Here is a 25,417-nt window from a genome sequence, read left to right as displayed (position 1 = left end):
GACCGAACCATGAGGAGGGTGTTGCGATGCCCGGTTCCACGAACGGTTCCAACTCGACGAAGACCATGGGAGTGCTCACCGTAGGCGGGCTGGTCGTGGTGACGGCCTACACGGTGGCGCTCGGGAGCAACGGCTGGCTGTGGTTCGGCTGGGTCGTCCTGGGTTTGATCACCCTGGGGATGGTGGTCACCACGCGCAGCACCTGAGGGCTCACTCCCGGGGCAGCCGGCCCGCCCAGTGCACACCCGGCTGGTACTTCGGGAGCCGGACGGTGATCTTCATGCCCGCGCCCGTGGCCGTCTCGATGACGAGGCCGTGGTCGTCGCCGTAGACCTGGCGGAGCCGGTCGTCGACGTTGGAGAGGCCGATGCCGCCCGAGGGGCTGACCTCGCGGGCGAGGATGCGGCGGAGCAGGCCGGGGTCCATGCCGGCGCCGTCGTCCTCGATGACGACGAGGGCCTCGGCGCCCGCGTCCTGGGCGGTGATCTGGATGTGGCATTTGCCCGAGGGTACGGCCTTGCCCTCCAGGCCGTGCTTGACGGCGTTCTCCACGAGCGGCTGCAGGCACAGGAACGGCAGGGTCACCGGCAGCACCTCCGGGGCTATCTGAAGGGTGACGGAGAGGCGGTCGCCGAAGCGTGCCCGCACGAGCGCCAGGTAGTGGTCGATGGCGTGGAGCTCCTCGGCGAGCGTGGTGAAATCGCCGTGCCGGCGGAACGAGTAGCGGGTGAAGTCGGCGAATTCGAGGAGCAGCTCACGGGCGCGCTCGGGGTCGGTGCGGACGAAAGAGGCGATGACCGCGAGCGAGTTGAAGATGAAGTGCGGGGAGATCTGGGCCCGCAGGGCCTTGATCTCGGCTTCGATGAGGCGGGTGCGGGACTGGTCGAGGTCGGCCAGTTCCAGTTGGACCGAGACCCAGCGGGCGACCTCGCCGGCGGCCCGGACGAGCACCGCCGACTCGCGGGGCGCGCAGGCGACCAGGGCGCCGTGCACCCGGTCGTCGACGGTGAGCGGAGCGACGACCGCCCAGCGCACCGAGCAGTCCAGGCTGTCGCAGGTGAGCCGGAAGGCCTCGCCGCGGCCGGTCTCCAGGGGGCCCGCGAGGCGTTCCATGATCTCCGTGCGGTGGTGGGCGCCCTCGCCGTCCCAGACCAGGACCTGCTTGCGGTCGGTCAGGCAGAGGGCGTCCGTGCCGAGCAGGGAGCGCAGTTTGCGGGCGGACTTGCGGGCTGTCTCCTCCGTCAGGCCGGAGCGGAGCGGGGGCGCGGCGAGCGACGCCGTGTGCAGGGTTTCGAAGGTGGCGTGCTCGACGGGTGTGCCGAGACCGGCGAGGCTGTCGGCCCGTGAGGTGCGCCGGCCGAGCCAGACCCCCAGGGCGAGCACCGGGAGCACGGCGACGCACAGGCCTGCCAGGAACCCGCTCATGCCGTCACCTCCGTACGCAGTTCCTCTGGCAGGTGGAACCGGGCCAGGACCGCCGCGGTGCCGGGCGGGACCCGGCCGGGGGTGGCCAGGGACACCGAGATCATGGTGAGGAAGCCCAGGGGCACCGACCACAGCGCGGGCCAGGCGAGCAGGGCGTGCAGGCCGGCGCCGTCGCCCGGGTAGCCCGCCATGGTCGCGGCGACGGCGAGCAGGGCGGAGCCGCCGCCGACCAGCATCCCGGCGGCGGCGCCGGGCGGGGTCAGCCGCCGCCACCAGATGCCGAGGACGAGCAGCGGGCAGAACGAGGACGCCGAGACGGCGAAGGCGAGCCCCACGGCGTCGGCGACCGGCAGCCCGCCGACCAGGACACTCGCCGCGAGGGGCGCGGCCACGGCGAGGACCGTCCCGAGCCGGAAGTGGCGTACGCCCCGGGACGGCAGGACGTCCTGGGTGAGGACGCCCGCGACCGCCATGGTCAGGCCCGAGGCCGTGGACAGGAACGCGGCGAAGGCGCCCCCGGCGACCAGGGCGCCCAGCAGGTCGCCGCCCACTCCCCCGATCACGCGGTCGGGCAGCAGGAGCACGGCGGCGTCCGGGTCGCCGGTGAGGGTGAGCTCGGGGGCGTAGAGGCGGCCGAGGGCGCCGTAGACGGGTGGCAGCAGGTAGAAGGCGCCGATCAGGCCGAGGACCGCGACGGTGGTGCGGCGGGCGGCGACGCCGTGCGGGCTGGTGTAGAAGCGGACGACGACGTGCGGCAGGCCCATGGTGCCGAGGAAGGTGGCGAGGATCAGCCCGTACGTGGCGTACAGCGGGCGTTCCTCGCGGCTCTCGGCCTGCGACGGGGACAGGTCGCCGCCGCCGCTGCGCTCGGCCCGGGGGACGGGGGCGCCCGCGGCGAAGGTGAGGCTGGTGCCGCGGTCGATGCGGTGGGTGCCGGCGGGGAGTTCGACGCGGGTACCGGCGTGCGTCCGGCCGTCGACGGTGCCGGTCACCGTGACGCTCAGGGGCCGGTCGAGGGTGAGGTCGATGCTGTCGTCGACTCGGACGACGCGCTGGTCGCGGAAGGTGGCGGGTTCGTCGAAGGCGTGCCGGGGTGCTCCGTCGCTCTGCCAGGTGAGGACCAGGAACAGGGCGGGGACGAGCAGAGCGGTGAGTTTCAGCCAGTACTGGAAGGCCTGCACGAAGGTGATGCTGCGCATGCCGCCGGCGGCGACGATGGCGGTCACGACGACGGCGACGATCATTCCGCCGAGCCAGTCGGGCGCCCCGGTCAGCACGGTCAGGGTCAGTCCCGCGCCCTGGAGCTGGGGCAGCAGGTACAGCCAGCCGACACCGACGACGAAGGCACCGGCCAGCCGCCGCACGGCCTGGGAGGCGAGGCGGGCCTCGGCGAAGTCGGGGAGCGTGTAGGCGCCGGAGCGGCGCAGCGGGGCGGCGACGAAGAGCAACAGGACCAGGTAGCCGGCGGTGTAGCCGACGGGGTACCAGAGCATGTCGGGGCCCTGGACCAGGACGAGTCCCGCTATGCCCAGGAAAGAGGCGGCGGAGAGGTACTCGCCGCTGATGGCGGCGGCGTTGAGGCGGGGGCCGACGGTGCGGGAGGCGACGTAGAAGTCGGAGGTGGTACGGGAGATGCGCAGGCCGAAGGCACCGACCAGGACCGTCGCGACGACGACGAGGGCGACGGCGGGGATGGCGTAGCTGGAGTTCATCGGTCGGGAGTCAGCGGTCTTCGACGAGGCGTACGAAGTCGCGTTCGTTGCGCTCGGCGCGGCGGACGTACCAGCGGGCGAGCAGGACCAGGGGGGCGTAGAGGCCGAAGCCGAGGACGGCCCACTCCAGGCGGCGGGCGTCCGGCATCGCCGCGAAGAGCAGCGGGAGCGGGCCGACGAGCAGGCCGAGGATCGCGAACACGGTGAGGGCGGCGCGCAGTTGGGTGCGCATGAGGGAGCGGACGTAGGTGTGGCCGAGGGTGGTCTGCTCGTCGATCTCGGTGCGCGGGCGGTAGTAACCGGAGGAGGCCTGGGGGTACCGCCCGCGCGAGCGAAGTCGAGCGTGGGGGACGGTCTGCCGGGGCGGGCCGGTGACGACGACGCGGCGTTCGGTGTGGTCCTGGGGCACCGTCACGGCCTCCTCATGAGCAGGTCGCGCAGTTCGCGCGTGTGGCGCCGGCTGACCTGGAGTTCCTCGGAGCCGACGAGGACGCTGACGGTACCCGCGTCGAGGCGGAGTTCGCCGACGTGGCGCAGGGCGACGAGGTGGCGGCGGTGGATGCGGACGAAGCCGCGGGTGCGCCAGCGCTCCTCCAGGGTGGAGAGCGGGATGCGCACCAGGTGGCTGCCCTTGATGGTGTGCAGGCGGGCGTAGTCGCCCTGGGCCTCGACGTGGGTGATGTCGTCGACGGCGACGAAGCGGGTCACGCCGCCGAGTTCGACGGGTATGTGGTCCGGGTCGGGTTCGTGCACGGGTATGCGCGGGGCGGCGCCGCGCAGCTCGGCGGCCCGGCGGACGGCCTCGGCGAGCCGCTCCTTGCGGACCGGCTTGAGGACGTAGTCGACGGCCTTGAGGTCGAAGGCCTGCACGGCGAAGTCCTCGTGGGCGGTGACGAACACGACGAGCGGGGGCCGGGCGAACCCGGTGAGCAGCCGGGCCAGGTCGAGCCCGTCGAGGCCCGGCATGTGGATGTCGAGGAAGACGACGTCGATGGCCTCGGGTCCGCCAGGGCCGGACTCCAGGGCGCGGTTCATGCGGCGCAACGCCTCGGTCGCGTCGCCGGCGCCCTCCGCGCTGCCGATGCGGGGGTCGGCATGCAGCAGGTAGAGCAGCTCCTCCAGGGAGGGGCGTTCGTCGTCGACAGCCAGGGCGCGCAGCATGAACCCGGAGTGTAGGGGTGATCGGTACGTCTGGACATGTGCCGGGGGCGGACGTCCGCGCGTTGGACACGGTGCCCGCGCCGGGCCGGGCGCGGGCCGGGGTGCCGGTGGATACAGTGCCCGCATGAACAGCAGGTCCACGCCGTTCGACGAACTCGACCGGAAGATCATCACCGCGTTGATGGCGAACGCCAGGACGTCGTTCGCCGAGATCGGCACGGCGATCGGGCTGTCGGCCACGGCGGTCAAGCGGCGGGTCGACCGGTTGCGCGAGACGGGCGTGATCACCGGGTTCTCCGCGACGGTGAAGCCGTCGGCGCTGGGCTGGCGCACGGAGGCCTACGTCGAGGTGTACTGCGAGGGCGCCGCCCCGCCGCGGCGGCTGGCCGAGGTCGTGCGCGACTACCCGGAGATCGCCGCGGCGATGACCGTGACCGGCGGCGCGGACGCGCTGCTGCATGTGCGGGCGCGGGACGTGGAGCACTTCGAGGAGGTTCTGGAGCGGATCCGGCAGGAGCCGTTCATCCGGAAGACGATCAGCGTGATGGTGCTGTCCCATCTGCTGCCGGAGAGCCCGGAGGCGGGGGCGAGTCAGCCGGCCCCGGAGGGGGTCCCGGGCGGCGCAGCAGACGTGCGCTGAGCGGCCGGAAGACGCAGCGTTCCTGCGTGAACGCGCAACCATTGTTTCTTGTCGGGCACCTCCGTCAGTTCCTACCGTTGTGTCAACCACCTGTCACAGAACGTGAGGAAGCGGAGGGACCCCTCTGTGCCCGACTCCCGTGTGCCGCGCCGGCGGCGCTACCTCGTCTGCGAACCCAGACATTTCGCCGTGCAGTACGCGATCAACCCGTGGATGCATCCCGACGAACCCGTCGACGTCATCCGCGCCCTGGACCAGTGGCAGGCGCTGGTCGACACCTACCGTGCCCACGGCCATACCGTGGACATCGTGAAACCCGTTCCCGGCCTGCCCGACATGGTTTTCGCCGCGAACGCGGCGGTCGTCGTCGACGGCCGCGTCTTCGGCTCGCTCTTCCACGCGCCCGAGCGCCGTCCCGAGTCCGTGCCCTTCGAGGCGTGGTTCAAGACGGAGGGCTTCGACGTGTACCACCCCGAGTCGGTCTGTGAGGGCGAGGGCGACCTGGTGCCGGCCGGCCGCTGGATCCTGGCCGGGACGGGCTTCCGAACGACCCGGGAGGCCCACAGCGAGGTGCAGGAGTACTTCGGGACGCCGGTGATCAGCCTGACGCTGGTGGATCCGTACATCTACCACCTGGACACGGCGCTGTTCGTCCTCGACGAGGAGACCATCGCCTACTACCCCGAGGCGTTCTCGCCGGGCAGCCGTGAGGTGCTGGCCCGGCTCTACCCGGACGCGGTGCTCGCCACCCGCGAGGACGCGATGGCGTTCGGGCTCAACTCCGTCTCCGACGGGCGCCACGTGTTCATCTCACCGGGGGCGACGGGCCTGGCCGGACAACTGGCCGGCCGCGGCTACGTCCCCGTCCCCGTCGACCTGTCCGAGTTCCAGAAGGCCGGGGGCGGCATCAAGTGCTGCACCCAGGAGATCCGGGAGATCCGCTCATGACCGCACCCGTCCGCACCGAGGACTCCCAGGGGGCCCGTGGCTCGCGGGAGACCCGTGGCTCACAGGAGCTGATCCGCGCGGAGGAGCCGGTCCTCGCGCACAACTACCACCCGCTGCCGGTGGTCGTCGCCCGTGCGGAGGGCACCTGGGTGGAGGACGTCGAGGGGCGCCGCTACCTCGACATGCTCGCCGGCTACTCGGCCCTCAACTTCGGCCACCGGCACCCGGCGCTGATCGAGGCGGCACACCGTCAGCTGGACCGGCTGACGCTCACCTCGCGCGCCTTCCACAACGACCGGCTCGCCGAGTTCGCGGAGCGGCTGGCCGCGCTGACCAGCATGGACATGGTGCTGCCCATGAACACCGGCGCGGAAGCGGTGGAAAGCGGGGTGAAGGTGGCCCGCAAGTGGGCCTACGACGTCAAGGGCGTGCCGGCCGGCCGGGCGACGATCGTGGTCGCGGCGGACAACTTCCACGGCCGTACGACGACGATCGTCAGCTTCTCCACGGACGAGACGGCCCGGGCGGGCTTCGGGCCCTTCACACCGGGTTTCCGGGTGGTGCCGTACAACGACCTGGCCGCGATGGAGGCGGCGGTCGACGAGACGACGGCCGCGGTGCTGATCGAGCCGATCCAGGGTGAGGCAGGGGTGATCATCCCCGATGACGGCTATCTGGCCGGGGTGCGGGAGCTGACCCGCCGCACGGGATGCCTGTTCATCGCGGACGAGATCCAGTCCGGGCTCGGCCGCACGGGCCGCACGCTGGCGGTCGAGCACGAGCCGGTGGTGCCGGACGTGCTGCTGCTGGGCAAGGCGCTGGGCGGCGGCATCGTGCCGGTGTCGGCGGTGGTCGGGCGCCGGGAGGTGCTCGGGGTACTGCACCCGGGCGAGCACGGCTCCACGTTCGGCGGCAATCCGCTGGCGGCGGCGGTCGGTACGGCGGTGGTGGAGCTGCTGGAGACGGGCGAGTTCCAGCGCCGGGCGGCCGAGCTGGGCGTGATCCTGCGTGACGGTCTGACGGGACTGGTCGGCAAGGGTGTCGTGGGCTTCCGGTCGCGCGGCCTGTGGGCGGGCGTCGACATCGACCCCGCGCTCGGCACCGGCCGCGAGATCAGCGAACGCCTCATGAGGGAGGGAGTCCTGGCGAAGGACACCCACGGCTCCACGATCCGCCTGGCCCCACCGCTCACCATCACGGGCGAGGAGCTGACGAATGCGCTCGGGGCACTGGAGAAGGCGCTGCGGTAAGGAAGGGGGCTGAGGGCACGGGGGCCGGAGCGAAGGCCGGGCACGGCGGCCCGGGGCCGAGGCTCGACACGGGAACCCGGCTCGACACGGCGACCCGAGGCCGAGGCTCGGCACGGGCGGACCGCTCCTTCTCCGCGCGACGGCGCTCCAGGGGGCCGCGCTCGGGCCGGGCCGGTCCGGACCGGCCCTCCCGCGCAAGCAGAACGGCGGCGCTCCTGCGCCGATCGGCGTCTCTGCCCGCGAATTCCCCGGGGGCCTGCTCGGCCTGGACCGGGCAGGCCCCTCCCCGCTCGGGCGGGACGGCCGTTCCACCCACGCACGCCAGGCCGCCGCCGTCCCGCGTCGGCCCGCTCGCTCTCCCCTGCAAGCGGAACCGGCACGGTGCGCCCGGACCCGTCGACCACCGCCCTTCTCCCCGCGAGTGGAACGCCGCCCCGACCGCCCCCCGTCGCCCCGGCCGGCCCTGCACAAGCCGCTCCCCGTCGCCGGAAGGGTGAAGATTGGGGGAAGAGGTGGTAGACCACTCTCAGCGACAGAGAGGTCGGCCGTGGGCACAGACGAGATGTACGGCGTTGCCCGGCAGCGGTTCGATGTGGCCGACGCTGCGCCCCTGTTGCTCGATCCACAGGGCGTGGTGACGGGCTGGACCAGCGGTGCCCGGCGGCTGTTGGCGTACCCGGCTGCCGAGGCGGTCGGCAGGAAGCTGGCCGACCTGCTGGTCGCCGAGGACGCGCAGCGCGTGCCGGACCTGGTCGAGCGGTGCCGTAGGGACGGCGGCTGGACGGGGCTGCTGACGGCCCGCCGCCGGGACGGGCAGTCCGTCAGGGTCATGGCCCGGATCGCCCCGGCAGAGGAGGCACACGGCGGCTCGCGCTGGCTGATGCTCCTGTCGGAGCTGGCCGGCGCCCCTGGCTGGGACATGAGCCGCACCGTCCTGGAACAGATGGCGGCGGGCGCCCCGGTGGGTATCGCGATCGTGGACACGGACCTGCGCTTCGTGTGGTCGAACGCCGCTCTGGAGCAGTTCGGCGGCGGCCCGGCGGCGCGACGGCTCGGTCTGCGCTTCGCGGACGTCCAGCCGGGCATGGACGCCCAGGCGGTCGAGGCCCAGATGCGGCACGTGCTGGAGACCGGCGAGGCGGTGGTCGGCTACGAGCACGTGGGCCACGTACGCTCGGCCCCCTTGCGCGAGACGGCGCACATGCTGTCGTTCACCCGGCTCGAGGACGACCGGGGCTGCCCGATCGGCGTGTACTACACCGTCGTCGACATGACCGAGCGGCACCGCGCGCGGCAGCGGCTGGCACTGCTCGACCGGGCCGGCGAGAGCATCGGCCGCAGCCTGGACCTCACACGCACCGCGCAGGAGCTGGCAGACGTGGCCGTGCCGGGGCTGGCCGACTTCGTCACCGTGGACCTGCTGGAGTCGGTGCTGCGGGGCGCCGAGCCGGCTCCCGGGCCGCTCGCGGACTCAAAGGAGCCGGTGGAGCTGCGCCGGGCCGGCTACCGCTGCGTTCAGGGCGACCTCGCGGACGCCGTCATCGAGATCGGTGAGGTGGTGGCCTTCCGGGCCGGGACGCCGCCCTTCCGCTGCCTGGCCACGGGACGGTCCTGGCGCGAGGAATGGCTCGACCCGCTGACACGGGACTGGACCACGGACACCCCGAGCGGCCGCCGGGCCACGTTCCGGGAGCTGGGCCTGCACAGCGTGATGACCGTACCGATCAGCGCGCGCGGCACCACCCTGGGCATCACGACGTTCTACCGGCGCCACCACCGGGAGTCCTTCGACGAGGAGGACCTGCGGCTCGCCGAGGACCTCGTCGCCCGCGCGGCCGTCTGCGTGGACAACGCCCGCCGCTACACCCGCGAGCGGAACGCCGCGCTCGTCCTGCAGCGCAGTCTGCTCCCCAACCGGCTGCCCGAGCAGGACGCCGTCGAGGTGGCCGCGTGCTACCGGCCGGCTGATGAGCTGACCGGTCTCGGCGGCGACTGGTACGACCTCATCCCGCTGTCCGGGGCGCGTGTCGCGCTGGTCGTGGGCGAGGTGCCCGGGCACGGCATCGACGCCGCCGCGGCCATGGGTCAGCTGCGGACCGCCGTACGGACCCTGGCGGCTCTGGATCTGCCGCCCGAGGAGGTGCTGGCGCACCTCGACGACCTGGTGGCGCGGTCGGCGCGGGAGGAGGGTGCGGAGCCCGGCGCGGTGGGCTCCGCGGGGACGCAGGGCGTGGGCTCCGGGTGCCTGTACGTCGTCTACGACCCGGTCGACGGCGGGTGCGCGATGGCCGCGGCGGGGCATCCCGCCCCGGCCGTGGTACTGCCCGACCGCTCGGTCGTGTTCGTCGATCTGCCGCAGGGACCGCCGCTCGGCGTGGGCGGCCCGCCCTTCGAGGCGGTCGAGCTGACCCTGGCGGAGGGCAGCACGCTGGCGCTGCACACCGACGGGCTGCTGGCCCGGGGCGAGACCTGGGCCGTCGACGCGGGCCGGGAGCGTTTGCGCCGGGCGCTGGAGCGGGCGGGTCCGCTCGAGTCGTACTGCCGGTCCGTGGTGGACGCGCTGGTCCCGGCCCGCCCGTACGACGACGTGGCCCTGCTGATGGCCCGGACGAAACGTCTCGGCACCGGGCAGGTCGCGGCCTGGGACCTGCCGTCGGACCCGGCCGTGGTAGCCGACGCCCGCCGCACCGCGACCCGGCAGCTGGCGCACTGGGGCCTGGAGGAGCTGGCCTTCACCACGGAGCTGGTGGTCAGCGAGCTGGTCACCAACGCCATCCGGTACGCCACGGGGTCCATCCGGCTCCGGCTGATCCGGGAGCGTGCCCTGGTCTGCGAGGTTCTCGACGGCGGTGCCACCGCGCCCCATCTGCGTCATCCCCGGACGACGGACGAGGGCGGGCGCGGTCTTCTGCTGGTCTCCCAGCTCACGCAGCGGTGGGGCACACGGTTCGTCCCCGACGGGAAGATCATCTGGGCCGAGCAGGCCCTGACGGACCTCCCGGAATGAAGCCGGTTGAGGTTCGCCCATACCGTGGGAAACTGGTGTGATCCCGGCAGCGATGAGGCGGCAGCCATGGCGGAGACGGCGATCGACTACGGCGAGGTCTTCAAGGCCCTGCCCGGCATGGTGGCGCTTCTGACACCCGAGCTCGTGTACGCGGACGTCAACGAGGAGTTCGCCCGTGTCTCGGGTCGCTCGCGCGAGCAGCTGATCGGCAAGTACCTGTTCGACGTCTTTCCGGACAACCCGAACGACCCGGCCGCCACGGGCACGCGCAACCTGGAGGCCTCGCTCTACCGCGTCCTGGCCACCGGGGAGCGCGACACCATGGCCCTGCAGCGCTATGACATCGAGGACCCGGAGCGGCCCGGCGAGTGGCAGGAGCGCTACTGGAGCCCGGTGAACGCGCCGCTGCTCGGCCCGGACGGCAAGGTCGTGCTGCTCCTGCACCGGGTGGAGGAGGTCACGGAGCTGATCCGGGCCCGGGGCGGCTCTGCGGGACACCGGGGCGGCCGGGCCAGGGCGCTGGAGGCCGAGCTGTACACCCGCGCCCGGGAGCTGCAGGAGCTCAACGAGCGGCTGCGCCAGGCGCACGCCCGGGAGCGGGAGGTGGCACTGGCGTTGCAGGAGGCGATGCTGCCCGCACCCCGGCAGGTGGGCAACCACCCGGCCGCCGTCCGGTACCGGCCCGCCGTGGGCGCGCTCAACGTGTGCGGGGACTGGTACGACCTGGTCGATCTGGTGGGCGGCGACCGGATCGGTGTGGCCGTGGGCGACGTGGTCGGGCACGGGCTGGAGGCCGCGGGTGTGATGGGCCAGCTGCGCAGTGCGCTCAGCGCGGCCTCCCGGGTCGCCGCGGGTCCGGCTCAGGCCCTGGACGTGCTGGGGCGCTACGCCCACGTGATCGACGGGGCCGAGTCGGCGACCGCCGTGACGACCTTCATCGACTGCGACCGCCACATCATCACGTACAGCAGCGCCGGCCATCCCCCGCCCGTGCTCGTCCACCCCGACGGCCGTACGGAGTTCCTCGATCAGGCCACGGACACACCGCTCGACGCCCGCCCGGACCCGATCCCGAGGCCTCAGGCCGAGACCACGTTCACGGCGGGCGCCACGCTCGTGCTCTACACCGACGGCCTGATCGAACGACGCCGCGAGGACATCGACACGGGCCTGGCACGGCTCGCCGACGCCCTGCGCGACCATCGGGACCAGGACCCCGAGGCCCTCGCCGACACCGTTCTTCTGGAGTTGCTGCCGCCCGGTGGCGCCACCGACGACACCGCGCTGATCATCGTGCGCCTGTGAACGGCGGCCGGTGACCTACATACGGGTCTTGCCGTGGTCGAGCAGCCGGACGCGGTCGACGTTCTGCCGGTCCTCGGCATCCACGCTGGGCTCGCCGGCGAACCACGCGTCGAGGATCTCCGTCAGCAGCGGTTCCGACGTCAGCCGCAGGCTGAGCGCGAGCACGTTGGCGTCGTTCCAGCGGCGGGCCCCGTCGGCCGTGTAGGCGTCCGTGCACAGGGCGGCCCGTACGCCGGGCACCTTGTTCGCGGCGATCGAGGCGCCCGTGCCGGTCCAGCAGCACACCACCGCCTGGTCGGCCGTACCCTCGGCGACCTCGCGGGCCGCGGCCTCGGAGCACACCGCCCACTGCGGGTCGTCGTCCGGGCGCAGCGCGCCGTGCGGACGCACCTCGTGCCCCCGCTCGCGCAGGGCGGCCACGAGGGAGCGGGCGACGGGTTCGTCCATGTCCGAGGAAACAGAGATCCGCATGCCTGGCAGGTTACTCGGCGGGGCGGCCGGGGCCACCGGCACACAGCAGCCGTCCGCCCGCAAGGGCCACCGGCCCGCCACGCACCCCCGCTATCGCGCCAGGCCGGCCGTTCGGCTTGCCGGTCGCCCGGGCGGCGCAACACGCTGGTCCCGCGGTCCTCCCCAGCCGCATGAGCACCACCGGACACGCCCGCCTGACTGACCATCAGTCAATTGGCGAAGGATCTGTGCGGTCCGCCCGCACGAGGTGCCCGGTGGCCGTGCCTGCACCTACACTGGCACCCCACGACATGCCGGTTGACCTGCTGGAACGCGGCGGTTGAGTCCACCGCGAGAGTCGAGGAGCGCCCGCTTTGTTCTACTACCTGTTGAAATACGTGCTACTGGGCCCGCTGCTCAGACTGGTCTTCCGGCCTCGGATCGAGGGCCTGGAGCACGTTCCCCCGGAGGGCGCCGCCATCATCGCCGGCAACCACCTGTCGTTCTCGGACCACTTCCTGATGCCCGCGATCCTCAAGCGGCGCATCACCTTCCTGGCCAAGGCCGAGTACTTCACGGGCCCCGGCATCAAGGGCCGTCTGACGGCGTTCTTCTTCCGCAGTGCGGGGCAGATCCCGGTCGACCGCTCCGGCAAGGACGCGGGCCAGGCAGCGATCCGCGAGGGCCTCGGCGTACTGAGCAAGGACGAGCTGCTCGGCATCTACCCCGAGGGCACCCGCTCGCACGACGGCCGGCTCTACAAGGGCAAGGTCGGGGTGGCGGTGATGGCGCTCAAGGCCGGCGTCCCGGTGATCCCCTGCGCGATGATCGGTACGTTCGAGGCCCAGCCGCCCGGCAAGGTGATCCCCAACATCCACCCCGTCGTGATCCGCTTCGGCGAGCCCCTCGACTTCTCCCGCTACGAGGGCATGGAGAACGAGAAGGCCATCCTGCGCGCCGTCACCGACGAGATCATGTACGCGATCCTCTCCCTGTCCGAGCAGGAGTACGTCGACCAGTACGCGGCCGTGGTGAAGGCCGAGGAGGCCGCCGCCACGAAGGAGCGCAAGTTCCGCCGCATTCCCCTGCGTTGAGCCCTGCCGTCGGCAGAAGCCGGTTTCCCGGCCGGCCTTCCGCGATCTACGGTCGCGGCATGGGACGTGCTGTGGTGATCGGGGCGGGCGGGCAGACAGGGCGGCCGGCGGTGGAGGCGCTGGCGCGGGACGGCTGGGAGGTGACGGCCGCGTCGCGCGGCGGCGGCCGGGACGAGAACTGGCCCGGCGAGGTGCGGACGCGGCGGAGGACGCCTGGTTCGCGGCCCGGCAGGCATGAGGAAGGGGCGGCCGGTGTCCCGGCCGCCCCTCACCACCGCACGGACGACGGCTACGGCTTCGGCGTGGCGTGCGGCGCGCACGTCACGTCGGCGCCGTCCAGCCTGCCGGTGAGCAGGTAGCTGTCCACCCGGGGGTTGATGCACGGGTTGACCAGGCCGGTGACGCCGTGGGAGCCCGCGTCCTTCTCCGTGATCAGGCGGGAGCCCTTGAACCGCTTGTGCAGCTCCACGGCGCCCTCGTACGGGGTGGCCGCGTCCCGCTCGGACTGGACGATGAGCACGCCGGGCAGGCCCTTGCCGGTCTTGACGTCCACCGGCGTCCGCTGCTTGGCCGGCCAGGTGGCGCACGGCAGGTTCATCCAGGCGTTGGCCCAGGTCATGAAGGGGTGGTCCCGGTGCAGCCGGGTGTTGTCCCGGTCCCAGGTACGCCAACTGGTGGGCCACTTGGCGTCGGCGCACTCCACGGCCGTGTAGACGGCGTTGCCGTTCTCCGAGGCCGCGTTGCCCGCGGTGTCGGACAGGTCGGGGGCGGCGGCGTCGACGAGCGCCTGGGTGTCGCCGGCGACGTACTTGCCGAAGACCGACGCGACCGGCGCCCACGCGGAGTCGTAGTACGGGGCGCTCTGGAAGAAGGAGATGAGCTCGGCCGGGCCGACGACCCCGCCGATGGGGTTCTTCTTCGCGGTGGCGCGCAGCTCGAGCCACTTGGCCTGGACGGCGGCACGGGTGGTGCCGAGGTGGTAGGTCGCGTCGTTCTGGGCGACCCAGTCCTGCCAGTCCTTCCAGCGGCCCTCGAACGCGACGTCCTGGTCCAGGTTGGCCTGGTACCAGATCTTGTCCCGGGAGGGGTTGACGACGCTGTCGACGACCATGCGGCGCACGTGGCCCGGGAAGAGGGTGCCGTAGACGGCGCCCAGGTAGGTGCCGTAGGAGACACCGAGGAAGTTGAGCTTCTTCTCGCCGAGGGCGGCGCGGATGACGTCGAGGTCGCGCGCGGTGTTCGGCGTGGTCATGTGCGGCAGCATCGCGCCGCTGCGCTCCTGGCAGCCCTCGGCGTACTCGCGGGCCAGCTTGCGCTGGGCGAGCTTGTCGGCCTCGGAGCCGGGCACCGGGTCGGCCTTGGGTGCCTTGACGAACTCCTGCGGGTCGACGCAGGAGATGGGCGTGGACTTGCCGACCCCGCGCGGGTCGAAGCCCACGAAGTCATAGGCCTTGGCCACGTTGGCCCAGACGGCGTTCTTGCTGGTGACCCGGGCCGGGAAGCGCAGTCCGGAGCCGCCGGGGCCGCCGGGGTTGTAGACGAGTGCGCCCTGCCGCTCGGCCTTCGTTCCCGTGTTGCCGATGCGGTCGACGGCGAGCTTGATCTGCTTGCCGTAGGGCTTGGCGTAGTCGAGCGGCACGGTGACGTACCCGCACTGGATCGGCTTGACCAGGTTCCAGTCGGCGGGGCAGTCCTGCCAGTCGATACCGGCCTTCGCGGCCCGGGCTGCGGCGATCGCGGTGCCCCGGGCCTCCCGATTCTGGCCGTGGCCGCCGCCCGCGCTCGCGTTCGCCGTGGGCGCCGCGACGGCACCGGCTATCAGCGTGGCCGTGACGAGCGCGCCGGCCGAACCCAGCGCCGTCACCCGCGTCTTCGGTCTCGAACCCCTCAAGGGGGACCTCCCCGTACCTCGTTGCGATCAGTACGGGGATCCTTTCGGTTGTGGGGTCCCTGACAACAGTGCCGGACGCCCTTCTTTGCCAATCCGATAAACGGAGAGGTCGTTCTGCTTTACGGACGCCTACGTCCGCGGGAGTGACGCGAGGGCCTCGTCGAGCAGCCGTCGCAGCCGGAGGGCGTCCGGCGCCACCGCCGTCACCAGCGCGGCGGGCCCAACGAGCGGCACCACCGAGGCCCCCTCCCCCAGCACCTGGGCCGCCACCGGCTCGGCGGCGAACTCCGGCCGTACGACGACCAGTTGGCCGACCACCCGATGCCCCGCCAGCACGGCCGGCCCGTCCCAGCCGCCCGGCGCGCCGGGCCCGCAGGCCAGTTCCTGGTCGAGCACGACCTGCCCGGCGACCCGCAGGGTCAGACGGCTGGTGAGCCGCCCGGGTTCCTCACCGACGCGCCCGAGCACCTGCTCCTCGCGCAGCACGAGCCGGGCGGTGGCGGCGACCTCGACCCGGGTGGTGACAGACAGGTCACTGCCGTGGGCGGAGATCAACTGCTCGGGCAGCCAGTGCAGTTCGCCATGATCGGCGACGCTGAGCCGGACGTCGTAACGGGCGTCGCCCTTCGCCTGCCCGGGCAGCGCGATGGTGGCGGCGGCCGAGCCGACGGACAGCCGTGCTCCCTGCTCCACCCGGCCCTCGACCGTGAAGTGGTCACCGCCGAGCGGCCCGCTCATCGCGCCGACCAGCATGACCCGCGCCTCGGGGCCGACGGCCCGGGTGCGCCGCAGCGCCAGGGGTCCGTCGCTCTCCAGCACGGGCAGCGAGGTCCCGCCGCGCCCGTCGTCACGGGCGACGATCCGCGCGACGGACCGCACCCCGGCGCCGGCCCTCACGCTCAGGCCGTCCACGCGGCGAGCTGCGCACGCACCCACGCGGCGACGTCCGCCACCCCGGCCTCGCTCCGCAACGACTGGAAGACGACAGGCAGTTCGGCACGCTGCGCCTTGGCATCGGCGGCCATCCGGGCGAGGTCGGAGCCGACGTACGGGGCGAGGTCGGTCTTGTTGACGACGAGCAGATCGGCGGTGGTCACGCCCGGCCCGCCCTTGCGCGGGATGTCGTCTCCCCCGGCCACGTCGATCACGAAGATCTGCGCGTCGACGAGCCCTTTGGAGAAGGTCGCGGTGAGGTTGTCCCCACCGGACTCCACGAGCACCAGGTCCAGCGGCCCGACCGCGTCCTCCAGATCCTCCACCGCCTCCAGGTTCGCGGAGATGTCGTCCCGGATCGCGGTGTGCGGGCAGGCGCCCGTCTCCACTGCGGTGATCCGTTCCGGCGGCAGCACGGCCTCGCGGAGCAGGAACTCTGCGTCCTCCCGTGTGTAGATGTCGTTGGTGACGACGGCGAGCGACAGCTCGTCCCGCAGCGCCCGGCAGAGCGCGGCGACAGTGGCGGTCTTCCCGGACCCCACGGGGCCACCGAGCCCGATGCGCAGGGCACGGCGACGGCCGTCGGGGCGCAGAGCGTCGGCGCTGACGGCGGCGGGGCCGCGGTGGGTGTGGTCGAGGTGCATGGGAGCGACTCCTACGTTGTTGTCCGCGGGTTCGGGTGCGGGTGCGGGTGGGAGTGGGGGTGGAGGGGCCCGAGGCCGTCTATGAGGCGAACAGCCGCACGGCCCACCCCGCATGGGCCTCCGCCCCGATCTCCAGCAACGGTGCCGACCCCGCCGGCAGGGCGTCGACCCCCTCGTCGACCACCTTCCGGGCCGCCTCCACCGCCCGGTCCACGACCCGGTCCACCTCCGGCGCCAGCCGGGCCAGCACCCCCGTCGCGTCGAACGGATCGAGGCTCAGCAGCCGCACGGTCGCCGACGCGGGCCCGCTCACGCTCTCGTACGCCGCGCAGTACGCCGCGTCCACCGGCCCAAGCCCCGCCGCCCGGGCCGCCAGCCCCAGTACCACCGGCTGATGCGCTCCCTTGGGGAACTCCCTGCCGAGCGCGTCCAGTTCGGCGGACGGCCAGGTCGCCCGGGCGGCCCGCAGCAGCTGCCGCCCCAGCTTGCGGGCGGCGACCCGCAACGCCGGCGACGGGGTGCGCGCGTCCGCGGCACGGTCCAGCGCGACGGGATCGATCCCGAGCGCCGCCGCCGCGGACAGCCCCGCCGCCACCAGCCCCGCCGTCTGCAACCGGCCCCGGCAGAACTCCCCCAGGCTCGCCGCCCCGCTGATCCGCCCGGCCTTGACCGCCGCCTCGGCGCCGCCGGAGTGCGCATGCCCCCCGGCGGGAAACCGCCCGTCGGCCAGGACGAGAAGCGCTGCACGCGACATCAGACCACCCTCAGAACAGGAAGTATCGCTGGGCCATGGGCAGTTCGGCTGCCGGCGCCGCCTCGACCAGCACTCCGTCGATGTGCACGGCGAAGCTGTCGGGATCGACCCGCACCTCGGGCCGCGCGTCGTTCTCGCGCATGTCGGCCTTGGTGACACCGCGCGTCGAGTCGATCGCCACGAACCGCTTCCCGAGCCCCAGCCGCTCCGGCAGCCCGGCCTCGACGGCCAGGGGCGCGACGAAGTTGACGGAGTTGGAGGCCGGCGCCCGCCCGATCGCCCCGTACATCGGCCGCGGCAGGACCGGCTGCGGTGTCGGGATGGAGGCGTTCGCGTCGCCCATCTGCGCGTACGCGATCTGCCCGCCCTTGATGACGAGCTGCGGCTTGACGCCGAAGAACGCCGGCTCCCACAGCACCAGGTCGGCCAGCTTGCCGCTCTCCACCGACCCGATCTCCCGGGCCAGCCCCTGGGCGAGCGCGGGGTTGATCGTGTACTTGGCGACATATCGACGTACGCGGTGGTTGTCGGCCCGTCCGTCCCCGGGCAGCGCGCCCCTCCGTCGCTTCATCACGTGCGCGGTCTGCCAGGTGCGCATGACGACCTCACCGACACGCCCCATGGCCTGGGAGTCGGAGGAGATGATCGAGATGGCACCCAGGTCGTGCAGCACGTCCTCCGCCCCGATCGTGGACGGCCGGATCCTGGACTCGGCGAAGGCCAGGTCCTCCGGCACCGCCGGGTTCAGGTGGTGGCACACCATCAGCATGTCGAGGTGTTCCTCGGCGGTGTTGACGGTGAACGGCCGGGTCGGGTTCGTGGAGCTGGGCAGCACGTACGACTCGGAAACCACGGTCATGATGTCCGGCGCGTGACCGCCGCCCGCGCCTTCGGTGTGGTACGCGTGGATGCCCCGCCCGGCGATCGCGGCGAGAGTGTCGCCCACGAACCCGGCCTCGTTGAGCGTGTCCGTGTGGATCGCGACCTGGATACCCGTCTGCTCGGCGACGGTCAGCGAGGCGTCGATGACGGCCGGGGTGGAGCCCCAGTCCTCGTGCAGCTTCAGGCCGAGCGCGCCGCCACGGATCTGCGACAGCATCGCCTCGTGGGAGACGGTGTTGCCCTTGCCGAGCAGGCCGATGTTGAGCGGATACGCCTCCATCGCCTCCAGCATCCGCGCCAGGTGCCAGGGCCCCGGGGTCACGGTGGTGGCCTTGGAGCCCTCGGCCGGGCCCGTGCCGCCTCCGACGAGGGTCGTGATGCCGGACGAGAGCGCCTCGTCGGCGATCTGCGGGCAGATGAAGTGGACGTGTGCGTCGATCGCGCCGGCCGTGAGGATCCGCCCGTTGCCGGCGATGACCTCGGTCTCCGGGCCGATGACCAGATCCGGGTGGACACCGTCCATGGTGTCGGGGTTGCCGGCCTTGCCAATGCCGGTGATCCGGCCGTCGCGGATGCCGACGTCGGCCTTGACGATCCCCCAGTGGTCGATGATCACCGCGCCGGTGATCACGGTGTCCGGGGTGCCGTCCGCGCGTGTGGCCCGTGCCTGCCCCATGGACTCGCGGATGACCTTGCCGCCGCCGAACACGGCCTCGTCGCCGGCGCGCCCGGGGCCGCCGGAACGGTCTTCCTCGATCTCGACCAGCAGGTCGGTGTCGGCGAGGCGGATCCGGTCGCCGGCCGTCGGGCCGAACAGGTCCGCGTACGCGGCACGCGAGATCTCAGGCATCGAGGGCACCTCCGGTCTCCCCGCGCAGACCGGGAACCACACGGGCACCGGCCAGCGGAACGAGTTCGACGTCGACGGGGATCCCGGGCTCGAAGCGCACGGCCGTGCCGGCGGCGACGTTCAGCCGCCTGCCGCGCGCGGCGGCGCGGTCGAACTCCAGGCCCGGGTTGGCCTCGGCGAAGTGGTAGTGGGAGCCGACCTGCACGGGCCGGTCGGCGGCGTTGAGGACGGTGAGCCGGGTGACCTCGCGGCCCTCGTTGCAGGCAATCGGGTCCTCGGCGAACAGGATCTCTCCGGGAATCACGGTGGTCTCCCCGTCAGACGATCGGCTCGTGGACGGTGACGAGCTTGGTGCCGTCCGGGAAGGTGGCCTCGACCTGGACGTCGTGGATCATCTCCGGGATGCCCTCCATGACGTCGTCCCTGGTCAGGAGCTTACGTCCGGAGGACATGAGTTCCGCGACGGTACGGCCGTCCCGAGCGCCTTCGAGGATGTGCGAGGTGATGAGCGCGATCGCCTCGGGGTGGTTGAGCTTCAGGCCACGGGCCCGGCGCTTCTCGGCCACGTCGGCCGCCACGTGGATCAGCAGTCGTTCTTGCTCGTGCGGGGTCAGTTGCACGTCCCACCTCACAGTCCTCGCTCCGGGCCGTGCGGGGCCCGGCTGCCGCGGCCACGGGGCAAAGTGCCAGGTGGCGTGGTTCGGCAGGCTAGTTGGACCGCGTTTCGGGAACGTTAACGGAGCTGTGCTCCCTCACGCCCGGGTGCGCGGGTCGCGCATGCTCGTCATCGCCCGCAGTCCGTCCCGGAGGATCTCCGAGGGCATCTCCCCGAACAGGGCCATCTGGGCCGCGATCCCCTGCGCGAGGGCGATCATCACACGCGCCATGGCCTCGGCGTCGGCCTCCTCGGAGATCAGGCCGGCGGCCTTGTAGCCCTCGACGACGTTCACCCACGCGACGCGGACCCTGGCGTAGCCCGTGTGGACCAGCTCGGCGAGGTCCTCGTTGCGCAGGGTCTCGGTCCAGACCTGGAGCATGAGACGGGGGAAGATCCACTGGCCGTCCTGGACGACCCCGGGCCGGGCCTCCTTCAAGGTCTCCAGGAGCCTGGGGATCATCTCGTCGGGCAGCGGGGGCGGGCTCTGCCCGGCGGCGCTCTCGAAGACGCCGCCCACGACGTCGAGCACCTCGGCGACGATCGCGCCGATCAGCTCCTCCTTGCCGCTGAAGTACCGGTACACCGCACCCGCCGAGAGGTCGACCTCCTTCAGCACGTCCTGCATGGACGTGGCGTGGAAGCCGTTGCGGGCGAAGCAGAGCGCGGCGCCGTCGAGGATCTGGCGGCGGCGGGCGTCGAGATGTTCCTGGGACACGCGAGCCATGGCCCCAATGTAAAACGAATATTCATTCTTGACAAGGCGCCCCGAGCGGAGCACGGTGAGGACAGAGCAAAAACGAACGATCCTTCTTTTTGCAGTTCCGGTACCGCTCACCTCAGGAGACCCCCATGCCTTCCCGCAGCCGCCATGTGATCGCGGTCGTCGCCCGCGTGCCCGTGCTCGCCGCCCTCGCTCTGTGGGCCTTCGCCTGGCCCGCCTCCCGTGTCGCGGCCCGCGACCTGCCGCTGGGCGTGGCCGGACCGCCCGCAGCGACAGCCCAGATGGAGCGGCAGCTGGAGCGGCACGAGGGCGCCTTCGAGATCCACCGCTACGCCGACGAGGCCGCCGCCCGGGACGCCATCGAGGACCGGAGCGTGTACGGCGCGGTCGTGGTCACGCCACAGGGACCCGAACTGCTCACCGCGTCCGCGGCCGGACCGGTCGTCGCACAGTTCCTCCAGCAGGCCGTGGCGCAACAGGCCGCCGCGGGAGGCACACAGGTCAAGACGGCCGACGTCGTGCCCGCCCCGGCCGGCGATCCGCGCGGCGCGGTGCTGAACACCGCCACGCTGCCGCTCGCCCTGGCCGGTATCGCGGCGGGCGCGGTGGTCACCCTGCTGGGACTGCGCGGCATCCGGGCCGTGATCGCGCTGCTCGGCGCGTCCACCCTGGTGGGCGGGGTCGCGGCCGGGATCGCGCACAGCTGGCTCGGGGCACTCGGCGGCGACTGGTGGGCTGAAGCGGGTGTGCTCGGTCTGTCCACGCTGGCCGTGGGCGGTGCCGTCGCCGGACTCGCCGCTCTGGTCGGTCCCGCCGGCACGGGCATCGCGGCCGCCGTGGTGATGCTGCTCGGCAACCCCTTCTCCGGCGCCACCTCGGCCCCGCAGATGCTGCCGGAACCGGCCGGCACGATCGGGCAGTGGCTGCCGCCCGGCGCGGGCACGACACTGCTGCGCTCGGTGGCCTACTTCGACGGCGCGGCGGCGACCGGGCCCGCTCTGACCCTGGCCTGGTGGGCGGCGCTGGGCCTGGGTGCCGTACTGCTCGGCGCCGCACTCCGGGCACGGAAGGCGGGCACCGAACCCGCGGCCGTCCGGCGGGAGCTCTCGCCAGTCGGCTGACCGCCCCGTCGCGCCCGAGCGCCCCCACGCAAGCGACCGTGTTTCCCCGCTGCAGCGGACGGGGATGCACGGTCTTCCGTCTGCCCGGGTTCGGGGCCCAGGGGGCGTCCGCAATATCGCGCCGTCCGCCCGCAGGGCGGGCCCTGCGGCGCCGCGTCCGGTGCGTGCTCCCGGCGTGCCGGGCGCCGCGGGGCAGGCGGGAGTTCGCGGACGCCCCCTAGGCGGGGCCCGCCCGCCGGTGCTCCGCCGCGATGCCGAACCGCTGGGGTTCGCCAGGAGCGGACGCCACTTCGCGGACCGTGGAGACCGCGCTGACCACCTGCTCCTCCGCGACCTCGGGGAGCTCCTGGCTCTCTTCGAGTCGCCGCAGGTCATCGGCCGAGACGAGGGCGACGAGGGGCTTGCCGTGCCGGGTGACGACGACGCGTTCGCCGGCGTACACCACTCGGTTGATCAGGTCGGCGAGCTCAGCCCTGGCTTGCGTCACCGGAATCTCGTAGGCCATACCCCCATCATAACGTGACGTACGTCCTGTACATTTTTTACAGATGGGCTGCCACCGGAGACAGCTCTGCCCGCGAGGAGGGGTTCGCCATGACCCGACCGTCCGCCCGCTACGTGCTGCCCGAGTTCACCGAACGCACCGGGTCCGGGCAACGGACGATGGATCCGTACTCGAAGCTTCTGGAGGAGCGGATCGTCTTCCTCGGGGCACCCGTGGACGAGACCTCGGCGAACGACGTGATGGCCCAGTTCATGCACCTGGAGCACCAGGCCCCGGAGCGCGACATCTCGCTCTACATCAACTCCCCCGGCGGCACCTTCCACGCCATGACGGCGATCTACGACACGATGCAGTACCTCTCCTGCGACGTGGAGACGATCTGCCTGGGCCAGGCCGGTGCCGCCTCGTCGGTGCTGCTGGCGGCGGGCACGCCCGGCAAGCGATTCGCGCTGCCCGACGCCCGCCTGGTGATCCGTCAGCCCGCACTGCCCGAGCCGGTCCGCGGGCAGGCGAGCGATCTGGCCATCCAGGCCGACGAGTTGACGCGCATCCGGAGCCGGATGGAGGAGATGCTCGCCCAGCACACGGGCCGCACCCGGGAGCAGGTGAGCAAGGACATCGAGCGGGAGAAGATCCTCACCGCCCGGGAGGCGGTGGAGTACGGCCTGGTGGACGGGATCATCCCCGGCCGCAAGGCCACCCTGGCCCCGCCGACCGGGCAGTGAGGCCCTGGTGCTCCCGCCCGAACTGCCGCCGCTGCCCGCCCTGACGCGCGCCGAGGCGGAGCTGATCGACCGCTACCTCGAGGTCGTCGACCTGCTCGGCCGTATCAACCCGGCCCAGGACGGCGACGCCTACCGCGGGCTGCGCGCCGCCCAGGCCCTGGTCGGCAAGGCGACCGCGCTGCGTGACGCGCTGGCCCTGATGCACCAGCGGGGCGAGACGGAGCTGCACTCCGGCACCCTGGCCCGGGCGCTACGGGTGCTGGACGGCGAACGGCGCACGTCCCGCCTCACCCTGCCCCCGGAGTCCGTCAGTTGACGCGGAAGCGTCGGTCCGGACGCCCGCCCCGTTGGCGGAGCGTCCGGACCTGAGTTGAAACGGACCAAAAGACGTACCCCTGTTCGGAGTAGGCGGGAGACCGATTTCGGGACCGTTCCGGTTGCGCAACACGCTTAGCCCTCGGACGGAATGGGGCATTCCGCTGCTGGTCCGGCGATGCGCGAACCCGTGGACAGTGGCTCGAACGCACACGTGTCCACCCGAACGGGTGAGTGGTGAGTAACAACACAAATCCCCGGTTCCGTTGGGAAATCCGGACAGCCATGAGCCAAGATCCCTGTCTGACGACAAGCCCCCGCCGCTGTGGCGGGGCGATCCGGGCGGACGCCGAGTCCTGCCGCCGCCCGGATGACCGGTCGACAGGAGTGGATCGGCAGGAGTGGAGGACCCAAGCACGACGGGTCGCCGGGACGGTCACGCCATGACCGGATCCGAGCAGCCCTTGGGGTGAAGCCGCGTCAGCGGCCGGGCAACTTCGCCAGCCCGAATCCGACAGGTCATCCTTCACAGGCGGCTGACGAAGGGTTGCGCATGACTGCGCTCAATCGTGTCCCGTCGCTCATGGCCCGGGCCGGCACGGCCTCGGCGCTCACCATCGCCGCGGTGGGCGGCTCGATAGTGGCGCCCGGCTTCGCCTCGGATGCCGCGGCAGCCACGCCGGCGACCAAGGCACTCCAGATCGCGGCCTCGAAGAAGGGTTCACCGTACAAGTACGGGGCCACCGGTCCGCACCGGTTCGACTGCTCCGGGCTCACGCTCTACTCGTTCAAGAAGGCCGGCAAGAAGCTCCCCCGCACGGCTGCCCAGCAGTACAACAAGACGCGCCACATCTCCGCCAAGAACCGCAAGGCGGGAGACCTGGTGTTCTTCCACTCGGGCAGCAACGTGTACCACGTCGGTATCTACGCGGGTAAGAACAAGCTCTGGCACTCCCCGAAGAGCGGGGACGTGGTGCGACTGCAGAAGATCTGGACCAAGAGCGTCTGGTACGGGCGCGTGAAGTGATCCGCCCGGCGTGCGGCGGCGCCCCGACGCGCCGCCGCATGCCGGAGCGTGACACGGGCTCACATGGATACCCGCGACCCCATGGCCGAGCACCGTCCCTGCACCGCGCGCAACGAGACTCCGCTGCAGCGCGCCGACCGCAACTTCGTCGAGTTGCTCCAGGAACTGCGCGTCACCCAGACGGGCGTGCAGATCCTCTTCGCCTTCCTGCTGTCGCTGGCCTTCACGTCGCGCTTCGAGGACCTCGACACGGTCCAGCGCGTCACCTACGTCGTCACGCTGCTGCTCGCGGTCCTCGCCGCCGCGCTCTTCACCGCGCCGGCCGCACTGCACCGCTCTCTCTTCCAGCAGGGCGCCAAGCCCCGCATCGTGCGGGTTTCCTCGCGCCTGGCCAGCACCGGCCTGAGCGTGCTGGTGTTCGCGTTCAGCGGTTCCGTGCTGCTGGTGGTCGACGTGACCACGGGCCGGACCGGTGGTATCGCCGCGGGCGCCGCGACCTTCCTGGTCTGCGTCGGCCTGTGGGGGCTGCTCCCGCGGCTGGTGCGGCGGGCGGGGCTGCGCCGCGAGGCGGACGGCACCGGGGAGCCCGCCGAGGAGCAGCCGGGCCGGAGCGACGTCGGGATCCCGGCGCCGCTGCGGCGCACCGTCAGGCAGCCGTCAGGGCTGCGAGGGGCGGCAGCACACCGGGAGGCGCCGGCACGGCACCGGTGACGGCCGCGGGCCCCCGGTGGGTCATGAGGCTCGGCACGGGCGTCGCAGCCGTGCGGATGGCCCGGATGTGGGTCGCGCGGGCCGGGCTGCGCGGAGGGCACGCGCCGGGGAGTTCTTCCGGATCCTGCTCCGTGTGACTACGGCTCCTGCTGGACCGCCGTCGTCACCGGCTGGACCGGGACGGCCCAGGGGAGTTCGACCGAGATGGTCTTGCCGCCTTCACGGGTGGGTCGGATGCGGAGCCTGCCGCCGCATTCCGCGGTCAGCCAGCGGATGATGACCAGGCCGCGGCCGTTGTCCTGCTGGACGGCTGCGGGCAGGCGTCTGGGGAAGCGCGGGTGGCCGTCCGTGACACCGATGCGCAGGTGCTCGTCGCGGTCGAGCACGACGTCCACGGTGAACGTGGGCGACTGACCGAAGGTGTGCTGGACGGCGTTGGTGGCGAGTTCGGAGATGATGAGCCGGACGGTGTCGGACACTTCCGTGTCCGCCGGCAGGCCCCACTCCGCCAGCGTGCCCACCACGTAGGCACGCGCTGCGGAGACCGAGGCGGGATCGCTCGGCAGAGTGACGGATGCTTCCAGATGGTCTGCCATGGCGACGTCGTCCCTTTCCCACGGGACCGCAGCCCGACACGGAGCGGATGGTTCGAGTACGGTCCCGGACTGGTGCTTCGTCGCCAGACTGC

27 protein-coding genes, 1 pseudogene and 1 riboswitch are annotated in these 25,417 nt (G+C 72.3%); of the genes and pseudogenes, 13 read left to right on the top strand and 15 right to left on the bottom strand.

Going from position 1 to position 25,417, the window contains the following annotated elements; all coding sequences use genetic code 11:
• Positions 1-26 precede the first annotated feature (26 nt).
• Positions 27-206, top strand: a complete 180-nt coding sequence (locus ACFU3E_RS24865; protein WP_031137100.1) for a hypothetical protein — start codon at positions 27-29, stop codon at positions 204-206.
• Positions 207-210: 4 nt separating this feature from the next.
• Here the strand turns inward: ACFU3E_RS24865 and ACFU3E_RS24860 are convergent, their stop codons facing one another.
• From ACFU3E_RS24860 to ACFU3E_RS24845, 4 genes are read right to left on the bottom strand one after another with little or no spacing between them, the layout of a single operon-like run.
• The gene (locus tag ACFU3E_RS24860; RefSeq protein WP_384162195.1) at positions 211-1,425 is read right to left on the bottom strand and encodes a sensor histidine kinase; all 1,215 of its coding nucleotides are present in this window, start codon (positions 1,423-1,425) and stop codon (positions 211-213) included.
• Complete coding sequence (locus tag ACFU3E_RS24855; protein ID WP_384162193.1) at positions 1,422-3,137, bottom strand: cation acetate symporter; 1,716 nt, start codon at positions 3,135-3,137, stop codon at positions 1,422-1,424. Before ACFU3E_RS24855 ends, ACFU3E_RS24860 begins: the two co-directional genes overlap by 4 nt.
• Before the next feature lie 10 nt (positions 3,138-3,147).
• Positions 3,148-3,546, bottom strand: a complete 399-nt coding sequence (locus ACFU3E_RS24850; RefSeq protein WP_384162258.1) for a hypothetical protein — start codon at positions 3,544-3,546, stop codon at positions 3,148-3,150.
• 2 nt (positions 3,547-3,548) lie between these two features.
• Positions 3,549-4,298, bottom strand: a complete 750-nt coding sequence (locus tag ACFU3E_RS24845; protein WP_384162190.1) for a LytR/AlgR family response regulator transcription factor — start codon at positions 4,296-4,298, stop codon at positions 3,549-3,551.
• Positions 4,299-4,422: 124 nt separating this feature from the next.
• Here ACFU3E_RS24845 and ACFU3E_RS24840 point away from each other — a divergent pair, with 124 nt between their 5' ends.
• The 5 genes from ACFU3E_RS24840 to ACFU3E_RS24820 all read left to right on the top strand — a co-directional run bounded on the left by ACFU3E_RS24840 (position 4,423) and on the right by ACFU3E_RS24820 (position 11,448).
• Positions 4,423-4,938, top strand: coding sequence for an Lrp/AsnC family transcriptional regulator (locus ACFU3E_RS24840; RefSeq protein WP_248508333.1), 516 nt, complete (start codon positions 4,423-4,425; stop codon positions 4,936-4,938).
• 126 nt (positions 4,939-5,064) lie between these two features.
• Positions 5,065-5,886, top strand: coding sequence for a dimethylargininase (gene ddaH / locus ACFU3E_RS24835; RefSeq protein WP_384162187.1), 822 nt, complete (start codon positions 5,065-5,067; stop codon positions 5,884-5,886).
• Positions 5,883-7,136 carry an ornithine--oxo-acid transaminase gene (gene rocD, locus ACFU3E_RS24830; protein WP_384162184.1) on the top strand — a complete coding sequence of 418 codons (1,254 nt, stop codon included), beginning with the start codon at positions 5,883-5,885 and terminating at the stop codon, positions 7,134-7,136. The genes ddaH and rocD overlap by 4 nt, the downstream gene beginning before the upstream one ends.
• A gap of 547 nt (positions 7,137-7,683) precedes the next feature.
• Complete coding sequence (locus tag ACFU3E_RS24825; RefSeq protein WP_384162181.1) at positions 7,684-10,143, top strand: SpoIIE family protein phosphatase; 2,460 nt, start codon at positions 7,684-7,686, stop codon at positions 10,141-10,143.
• 66 nt (positions 10,144-10,209) lie between these two features.
• Entirely contained in the window at positions 10,210-11,448 is a 1,239-nt protein-coding gene (locus tag ACFU3E_RS24820) for a PP2C family protein-serine/threonine phosphatase (RefSeq protein WP_384162178.1), read from the top strand.
• A gap of 15 nt (positions 11,449-11,463) precedes the next feature.
• Here ACFU3E_RS24820 and ACFU3E_RS24815 read toward each other — a convergent pair whose 3' ends face one another.
• Entirely contained in the window at positions 11,464-11,919 is a 456-nt protein-coding gene (locus ACFU3E_RS24815) for an RpiB/LacA/LacB family sugar-phosphate isomerase (RefSeq protein WP_384162175.1), read from the bottom strand.
• Between the two features lie 353 nt (positions 11,920-12,272).
• Between ACFU3E_RS24815 and ACFU3E_RS24810 the strand changes: the two genes are divergently transcribed.
• Positions 12,273-12,992, top strand: a complete 720-nt coding sequence (locus ACFU3E_RS24810; RefSeq protein WP_384162172.1) for a lysophospholipid acyltransferase family protein — start codon at positions 12,273-12,275, stop codon at positions 12,990-12,992.
• A 71-nt stretch (positions 12,993-13,063) separates the two neighbouring features.
• Positions 13,064-13,198 (top strand): annotated as a pseudogene (locus tag ACFU3E_RS24805) (NAD(P)-dependent oxidoreductase); the annotation flags it as partial.
• Positions 13,199-13,281: 83 nt separating this feature from the next.
• Here ACFU3E_RS24805 and ACFU3E_RS24800 read toward each other — a convergent pair.
• The 8 genes from ACFU3E_RS24800 to ACFU3E_RS24765 all read right to left on the bottom strand — a co-directional run bounded on the left by ACFU3E_RS24800 (position 13,282) and on the right by ACFU3E_RS24765 (position 20,328).
• Complete coding sequence (locus tag ACFU3E_RS24800) at positions 13,282-14,883, bottom strand: alpha/beta hydrolase (protein WP_384162170.1); 1,602 nt, start codon at positions 14,881-14,883, stop codon at positions 13,282-13,284.
• Between the two features lie 129 nt (positions 14,884-15,012).
• Positions 15,013-15,795 (bottom strand): urease accessory protein UreD, encoded by a 783-nt coding sequence (locus tag ACFU3E_RS24795; protein WP_384162167.1) that lies wholly within the window; start codon positions 15,793-15,795, stop codon positions 15,013-15,015.
• A complete protein-coding gene (gene ureG, locus ACFU3E_RS24790; RefSeq protein ID WP_384162164.1) occupies positions 15,783-16,460 on the bottom strand; it encodes an urease accessory protein UreG in 678 nt (225 codons plus the stop codon). The genes ACFU3E_RS24795 and ureG overlap by 13 nt, the downstream gene beginning before the upstream one ends.
• 79 nt (positions 16,461-16,539) lie before the next feature.
• Positions 16,540-17,214, bottom strand: coding sequence for an urease accessory protein UreF (locus ACFU3E_RS24785; RefSeq protein WP_384162161.1), 675 nt, complete (start codon positions 17,212-17,214; stop codon positions 16,540-16,542).
• Between the two features lie 10 nt (positions 17,215-17,224).
• The gene (locus ACFU3E_RS24780) at positions 17,225-18,946 is read right to left on the bottom strand and encodes an urease subunit alpha (protein WP_384162158.1); all 1,722 of its coding nucleotides are present in this window, start codon (positions 18,944-18,946) and stop codon (positions 17,225-17,227) included.
• Positions 18,939-19,250: an urease subunit beta gene (locus ACFU3E_RS24775; protein WP_384162155.1), complete on the bottom strand. Its 312-nt coding sequence runs from the start codon at positions 19,248-19,250 to the stop codon at positions 18,939-18,941. The genes ACFU3E_RS24780 and ACFU3E_RS24775 overlap by 8 nt, the downstream gene beginning before the upstream one ends.
• 13 nt (positions 19,251-19,263) lie before the next feature.
• On the bottom strand, positions 19,264-19,566 hold the full coding sequence (locus tag ACFU3E_RS24770; RefSeq protein WP_018534180.1) for an urease subunit gamma: 303 nt from the start codon (positions 19,564-19,566) through the stop codon (positions 19,264-19,266).
• A gap of 132 nt (positions 19,567-19,698) precedes the next feature.
• A complete protein-coding gene (locus ACFU3E_RS24765) occupies positions 19,699-20,328 on the bottom strand; it encodes a TetR/AcrR family transcriptional regulator (RefSeq protein WP_384162150.1) in 630 nt (209 codons plus the stop codon).
• A 125-nt stretch (positions 20,329-20,453) separates the two neighbouring features.
• Between ACFU3E_RS24765 and ACFU3E_RS24760 the strand changes: the two genes are divergently transcribed.
• Entirely contained in the window at positions 20,454-21,446 is a 993-nt protein-coding gene (locus ACFU3E_RS24760) for an ABC transporter permease (RefSeq protein ID WP_384162148.1), read from the top strand.
• Positions 21,447-21,663: 217 nt separating this feature from the next.
• Here the strand turns inward: ACFU3E_RS24760 and ACFU3E_RS24755 are convergent, their stop codons facing one another.
• Positions 21,664-21,951, bottom strand: a complete 288-nt coding sequence (locus ACFU3E_RS24755; protein ID WP_384162145.1) for a type II toxin-antitoxin system Phd/YefM family antitoxin — start codon at positions 21,949-21,951, stop codon at positions 21,664-21,666.
• 89 nt (positions 21,952-22,040) lie between these two features.
• On the opposite strand from ACFU3E_RS24755, the gene ACFU3E_RS24750 reads away from it, so the two are divergent.
• The 4 genes from ACFU3E_RS24750 (at position 22,041) to ACFU3E_RS24735 (ending at position 24,729) form a co-directional block, all read left to right on the top strand.
• A complete protein-coding gene (locus tag ACFU3E_RS24750; RefSeq protein WP_384162142.1) occupies positions 22,041-22,676 on the top strand; it encodes an ATP-dependent Clp protease proteolytic subunit in 636 nt (211 codons plus the stop codon).
• 7 nt (positions 22,677-22,683) lie between these two features.
• On the top strand, positions 22,684-22,992 hold the full coding sequence (locus ACFU3E_RS24745) for a hypothetical protein (protein WP_384162139.1): 309 nt from the start codon (positions 22,684-22,686) through the stop codon (positions 22,990-22,992).
• A gap of 336 nt (positions 22,993-23,328) precedes the next feature.
• Positions 23,329-23,541, top strand: a riboswitch (cyclic di-AMP (ydaO/yuaA leader).
• Between the two features lie 3 nt (positions 23,542-23,544).
• Positions 23,545-24,018 carry a C40 family peptidase gene (locus ACFU3E_RS24740; protein WP_384162136.1) on the top strand — a complete coding sequence of 158 codons (474 nt, stop codon included), beginning with the start codon at positions 23,545-23,547 and terminating at the stop codon, positions 24,016-24,018.
• Between the two features lie 81 nt (positions 24,019-24,099).
• Positions 24,100-24,729: a DUF6328 family protein gene (locus ACFU3E_RS24735; RefSeq protein ID WP_384162132.1), complete on the top strand. Its 630-nt coding sequence runs from the start codon at positions 24,100-24,102 to the stop codon at positions 24,727-24,729.
• 137 nt (positions 24,730-24,866) lie between these two features.
• On the opposite strand, the gene ACFU3E_RS24730 is transcribed toward ACFU3E_RS24735, so the two are convergent.
• Positions 24,867-25,325 carry an ATP-binding protein gene (locus ACFU3E_RS24730; protein WP_384162129.1) on the bottom strand — a complete coding sequence of 153 codons (459 nt, stop codon included), beginning with the start codon at positions 25,323-25,325 and terminating at the stop codon, positions 24,867-24,869.
• Positions 25,326-25,417 lie beyond the last annotated feature (92 nt).

Origin of the sequence: Streptomyces sp. NPDC057424, from assembly GCF_042803315.1 — a bacterium.
Lineage (GTDB): Bacteria > Actinomycetota > Actinomycetes > Streptomycetales > Streptomycetaceae > Streptomyces.
This window is presented reverse-complemented; position numbering and strand designations above follow the sequence as displayed.

What these genes read in the sequence shown, in the direction of transcription:
- ACFU3E_RS24865 (WP_031137100.1), top strand. Translation starts at nt 27, where the DNA reads ATGCCCGGTTCCACGAACGGTTCCAACTCGACGAAGACCATGGGAGTG.
- ACFU3E_RS24860 (WP_384162195.1), bottom strand. Translation starts at nt 1,425, where the DNA reads ATGAGCGGGTTCCTGGCAGGCCTGTGCGTCGCCGTGCTCCCGGTGCTC.
- ACFU3E_RS24855 (WP_384162193.1), bottom strand. Translation starts at nt 3,137, where the DNA reads ATGAACTCCAGCTACGCCATCCCCGCCGTCGCCCTCGTCGTCGTCGCG.
- ACFU3E_RS24845 (WP_384162190.1), bottom strand. Translation starts at nt 4,298, where the DNA reads ATGCTGCGCGCCCTGGCTGTCGACGACGAACGCCCCTCCCTGGAGGAG.
- ACFU3E_RS24840 (WP_248508333.1), top strand. Translation starts at nt 4,423, where the DNA reads ATGAACAGCAGGTCCACGCCGTTCGACGAACTCGACCGGAAGATCATC.
- rocD (WP_384162184.1), top strand. Translation starts at nt 5,883, where the DNA reads ATGACCGCACCCGTCCGCACCGAGGACTCCCAGGGGGCCCGTGGCTCG.
- ACFU3E_RS24820 (WP_384162178.1), top strand. Translation starts at nt 10,210, where the DNA reads ATGGCGGAGACGGCGATCGACTACGGCGAGGTCTTCAAGGCCCTGCCC.
- ACFU3E_RS24815 (WP_384162175.1), bottom strand. Translation starts at nt 11,919, where the DNA reads ATGCGGATCTCTGTTTCCTCGGACATGGACGAACCCGTCGCCCGCTCC.
- ureG (WP_384162164.1), bottom strand. Translation starts at nt 16,460, where the DNA reads ATGCACCTCGACCACACCCACCGCGGCCCCGCCGCCGTCAGCGCCGAC.
- ACFU3E_RS24785 (WP_384162161.1), bottom strand. Translation starts at nt 17,214, where the DNA reads ATGTCGCGTGCAGCGCTTCTCGTCCTGGCCGACGGGCGGTTTCCCGCC.
- ACFU3E_RS24780 (WP_384162158.1), bottom strand. Translation starts at nt 18,946, where the DNA reads ATGCCTGAGATCTCGCGTGCCGCGTACGCGGACCTGTTCGGCCCGACG.
- ACFU3E_RS24765 (WP_384162150.1), bottom strand. Translation starts at nt 20,328, where the DNA reads ATGGCTCGCGTGTCCCAGGAACATCTCGACGCCCGCCGCCGCCAGATC.
- ACFU3E_RS24760 (WP_384162148.1), top strand. Translation starts at nt 20,454, where the DNA reads ATGCCTTCCCGCAGCCGCCATGTGATCGCGGTCGTCGCCCGCGTGCCC.
- ACFU3E_RS24755 (WP_384162145.1), bottom strand. Translation starts at nt 21,951, where the DNA reads ATGGCCTACGAGATTCCGGTGACGCAAGCCAGGGCTGAGCTCGCCGAC.
- ACFU3E_RS24750 (WP_384162142.1), top strand. Translation starts at nt 22,041, where the DNA reads ATGACCCGACCGTCCGCCCGCTACGTGCTGCCCGAGTTCACCGAACGC.
- ACFU3E_RS24740 (WP_384162136.1), top strand. Translation starts at nt 23,545, where the DNA reads ATGACTGCGCTCAATCGTGTCCCGTCGCTCATGGCCCGGGCCGGCACG.
- ACFU3E_RS24735 (WP_384162132.1), top strand. Translation starts at nt 24,100, where the DNA reads ATGGCCGAGCACCGTCCCTGCACCGCGCGCAACGAGACTCCGCTGCAG.
- ACFU3E_RS24730 (WP_384162129.1), bottom strand. Translation starts at nt 25,325, where the DNA reads ATGGCAGACCATCTGGAAGCATCCGTCACTCTGCCGAGCGATCCCGCC.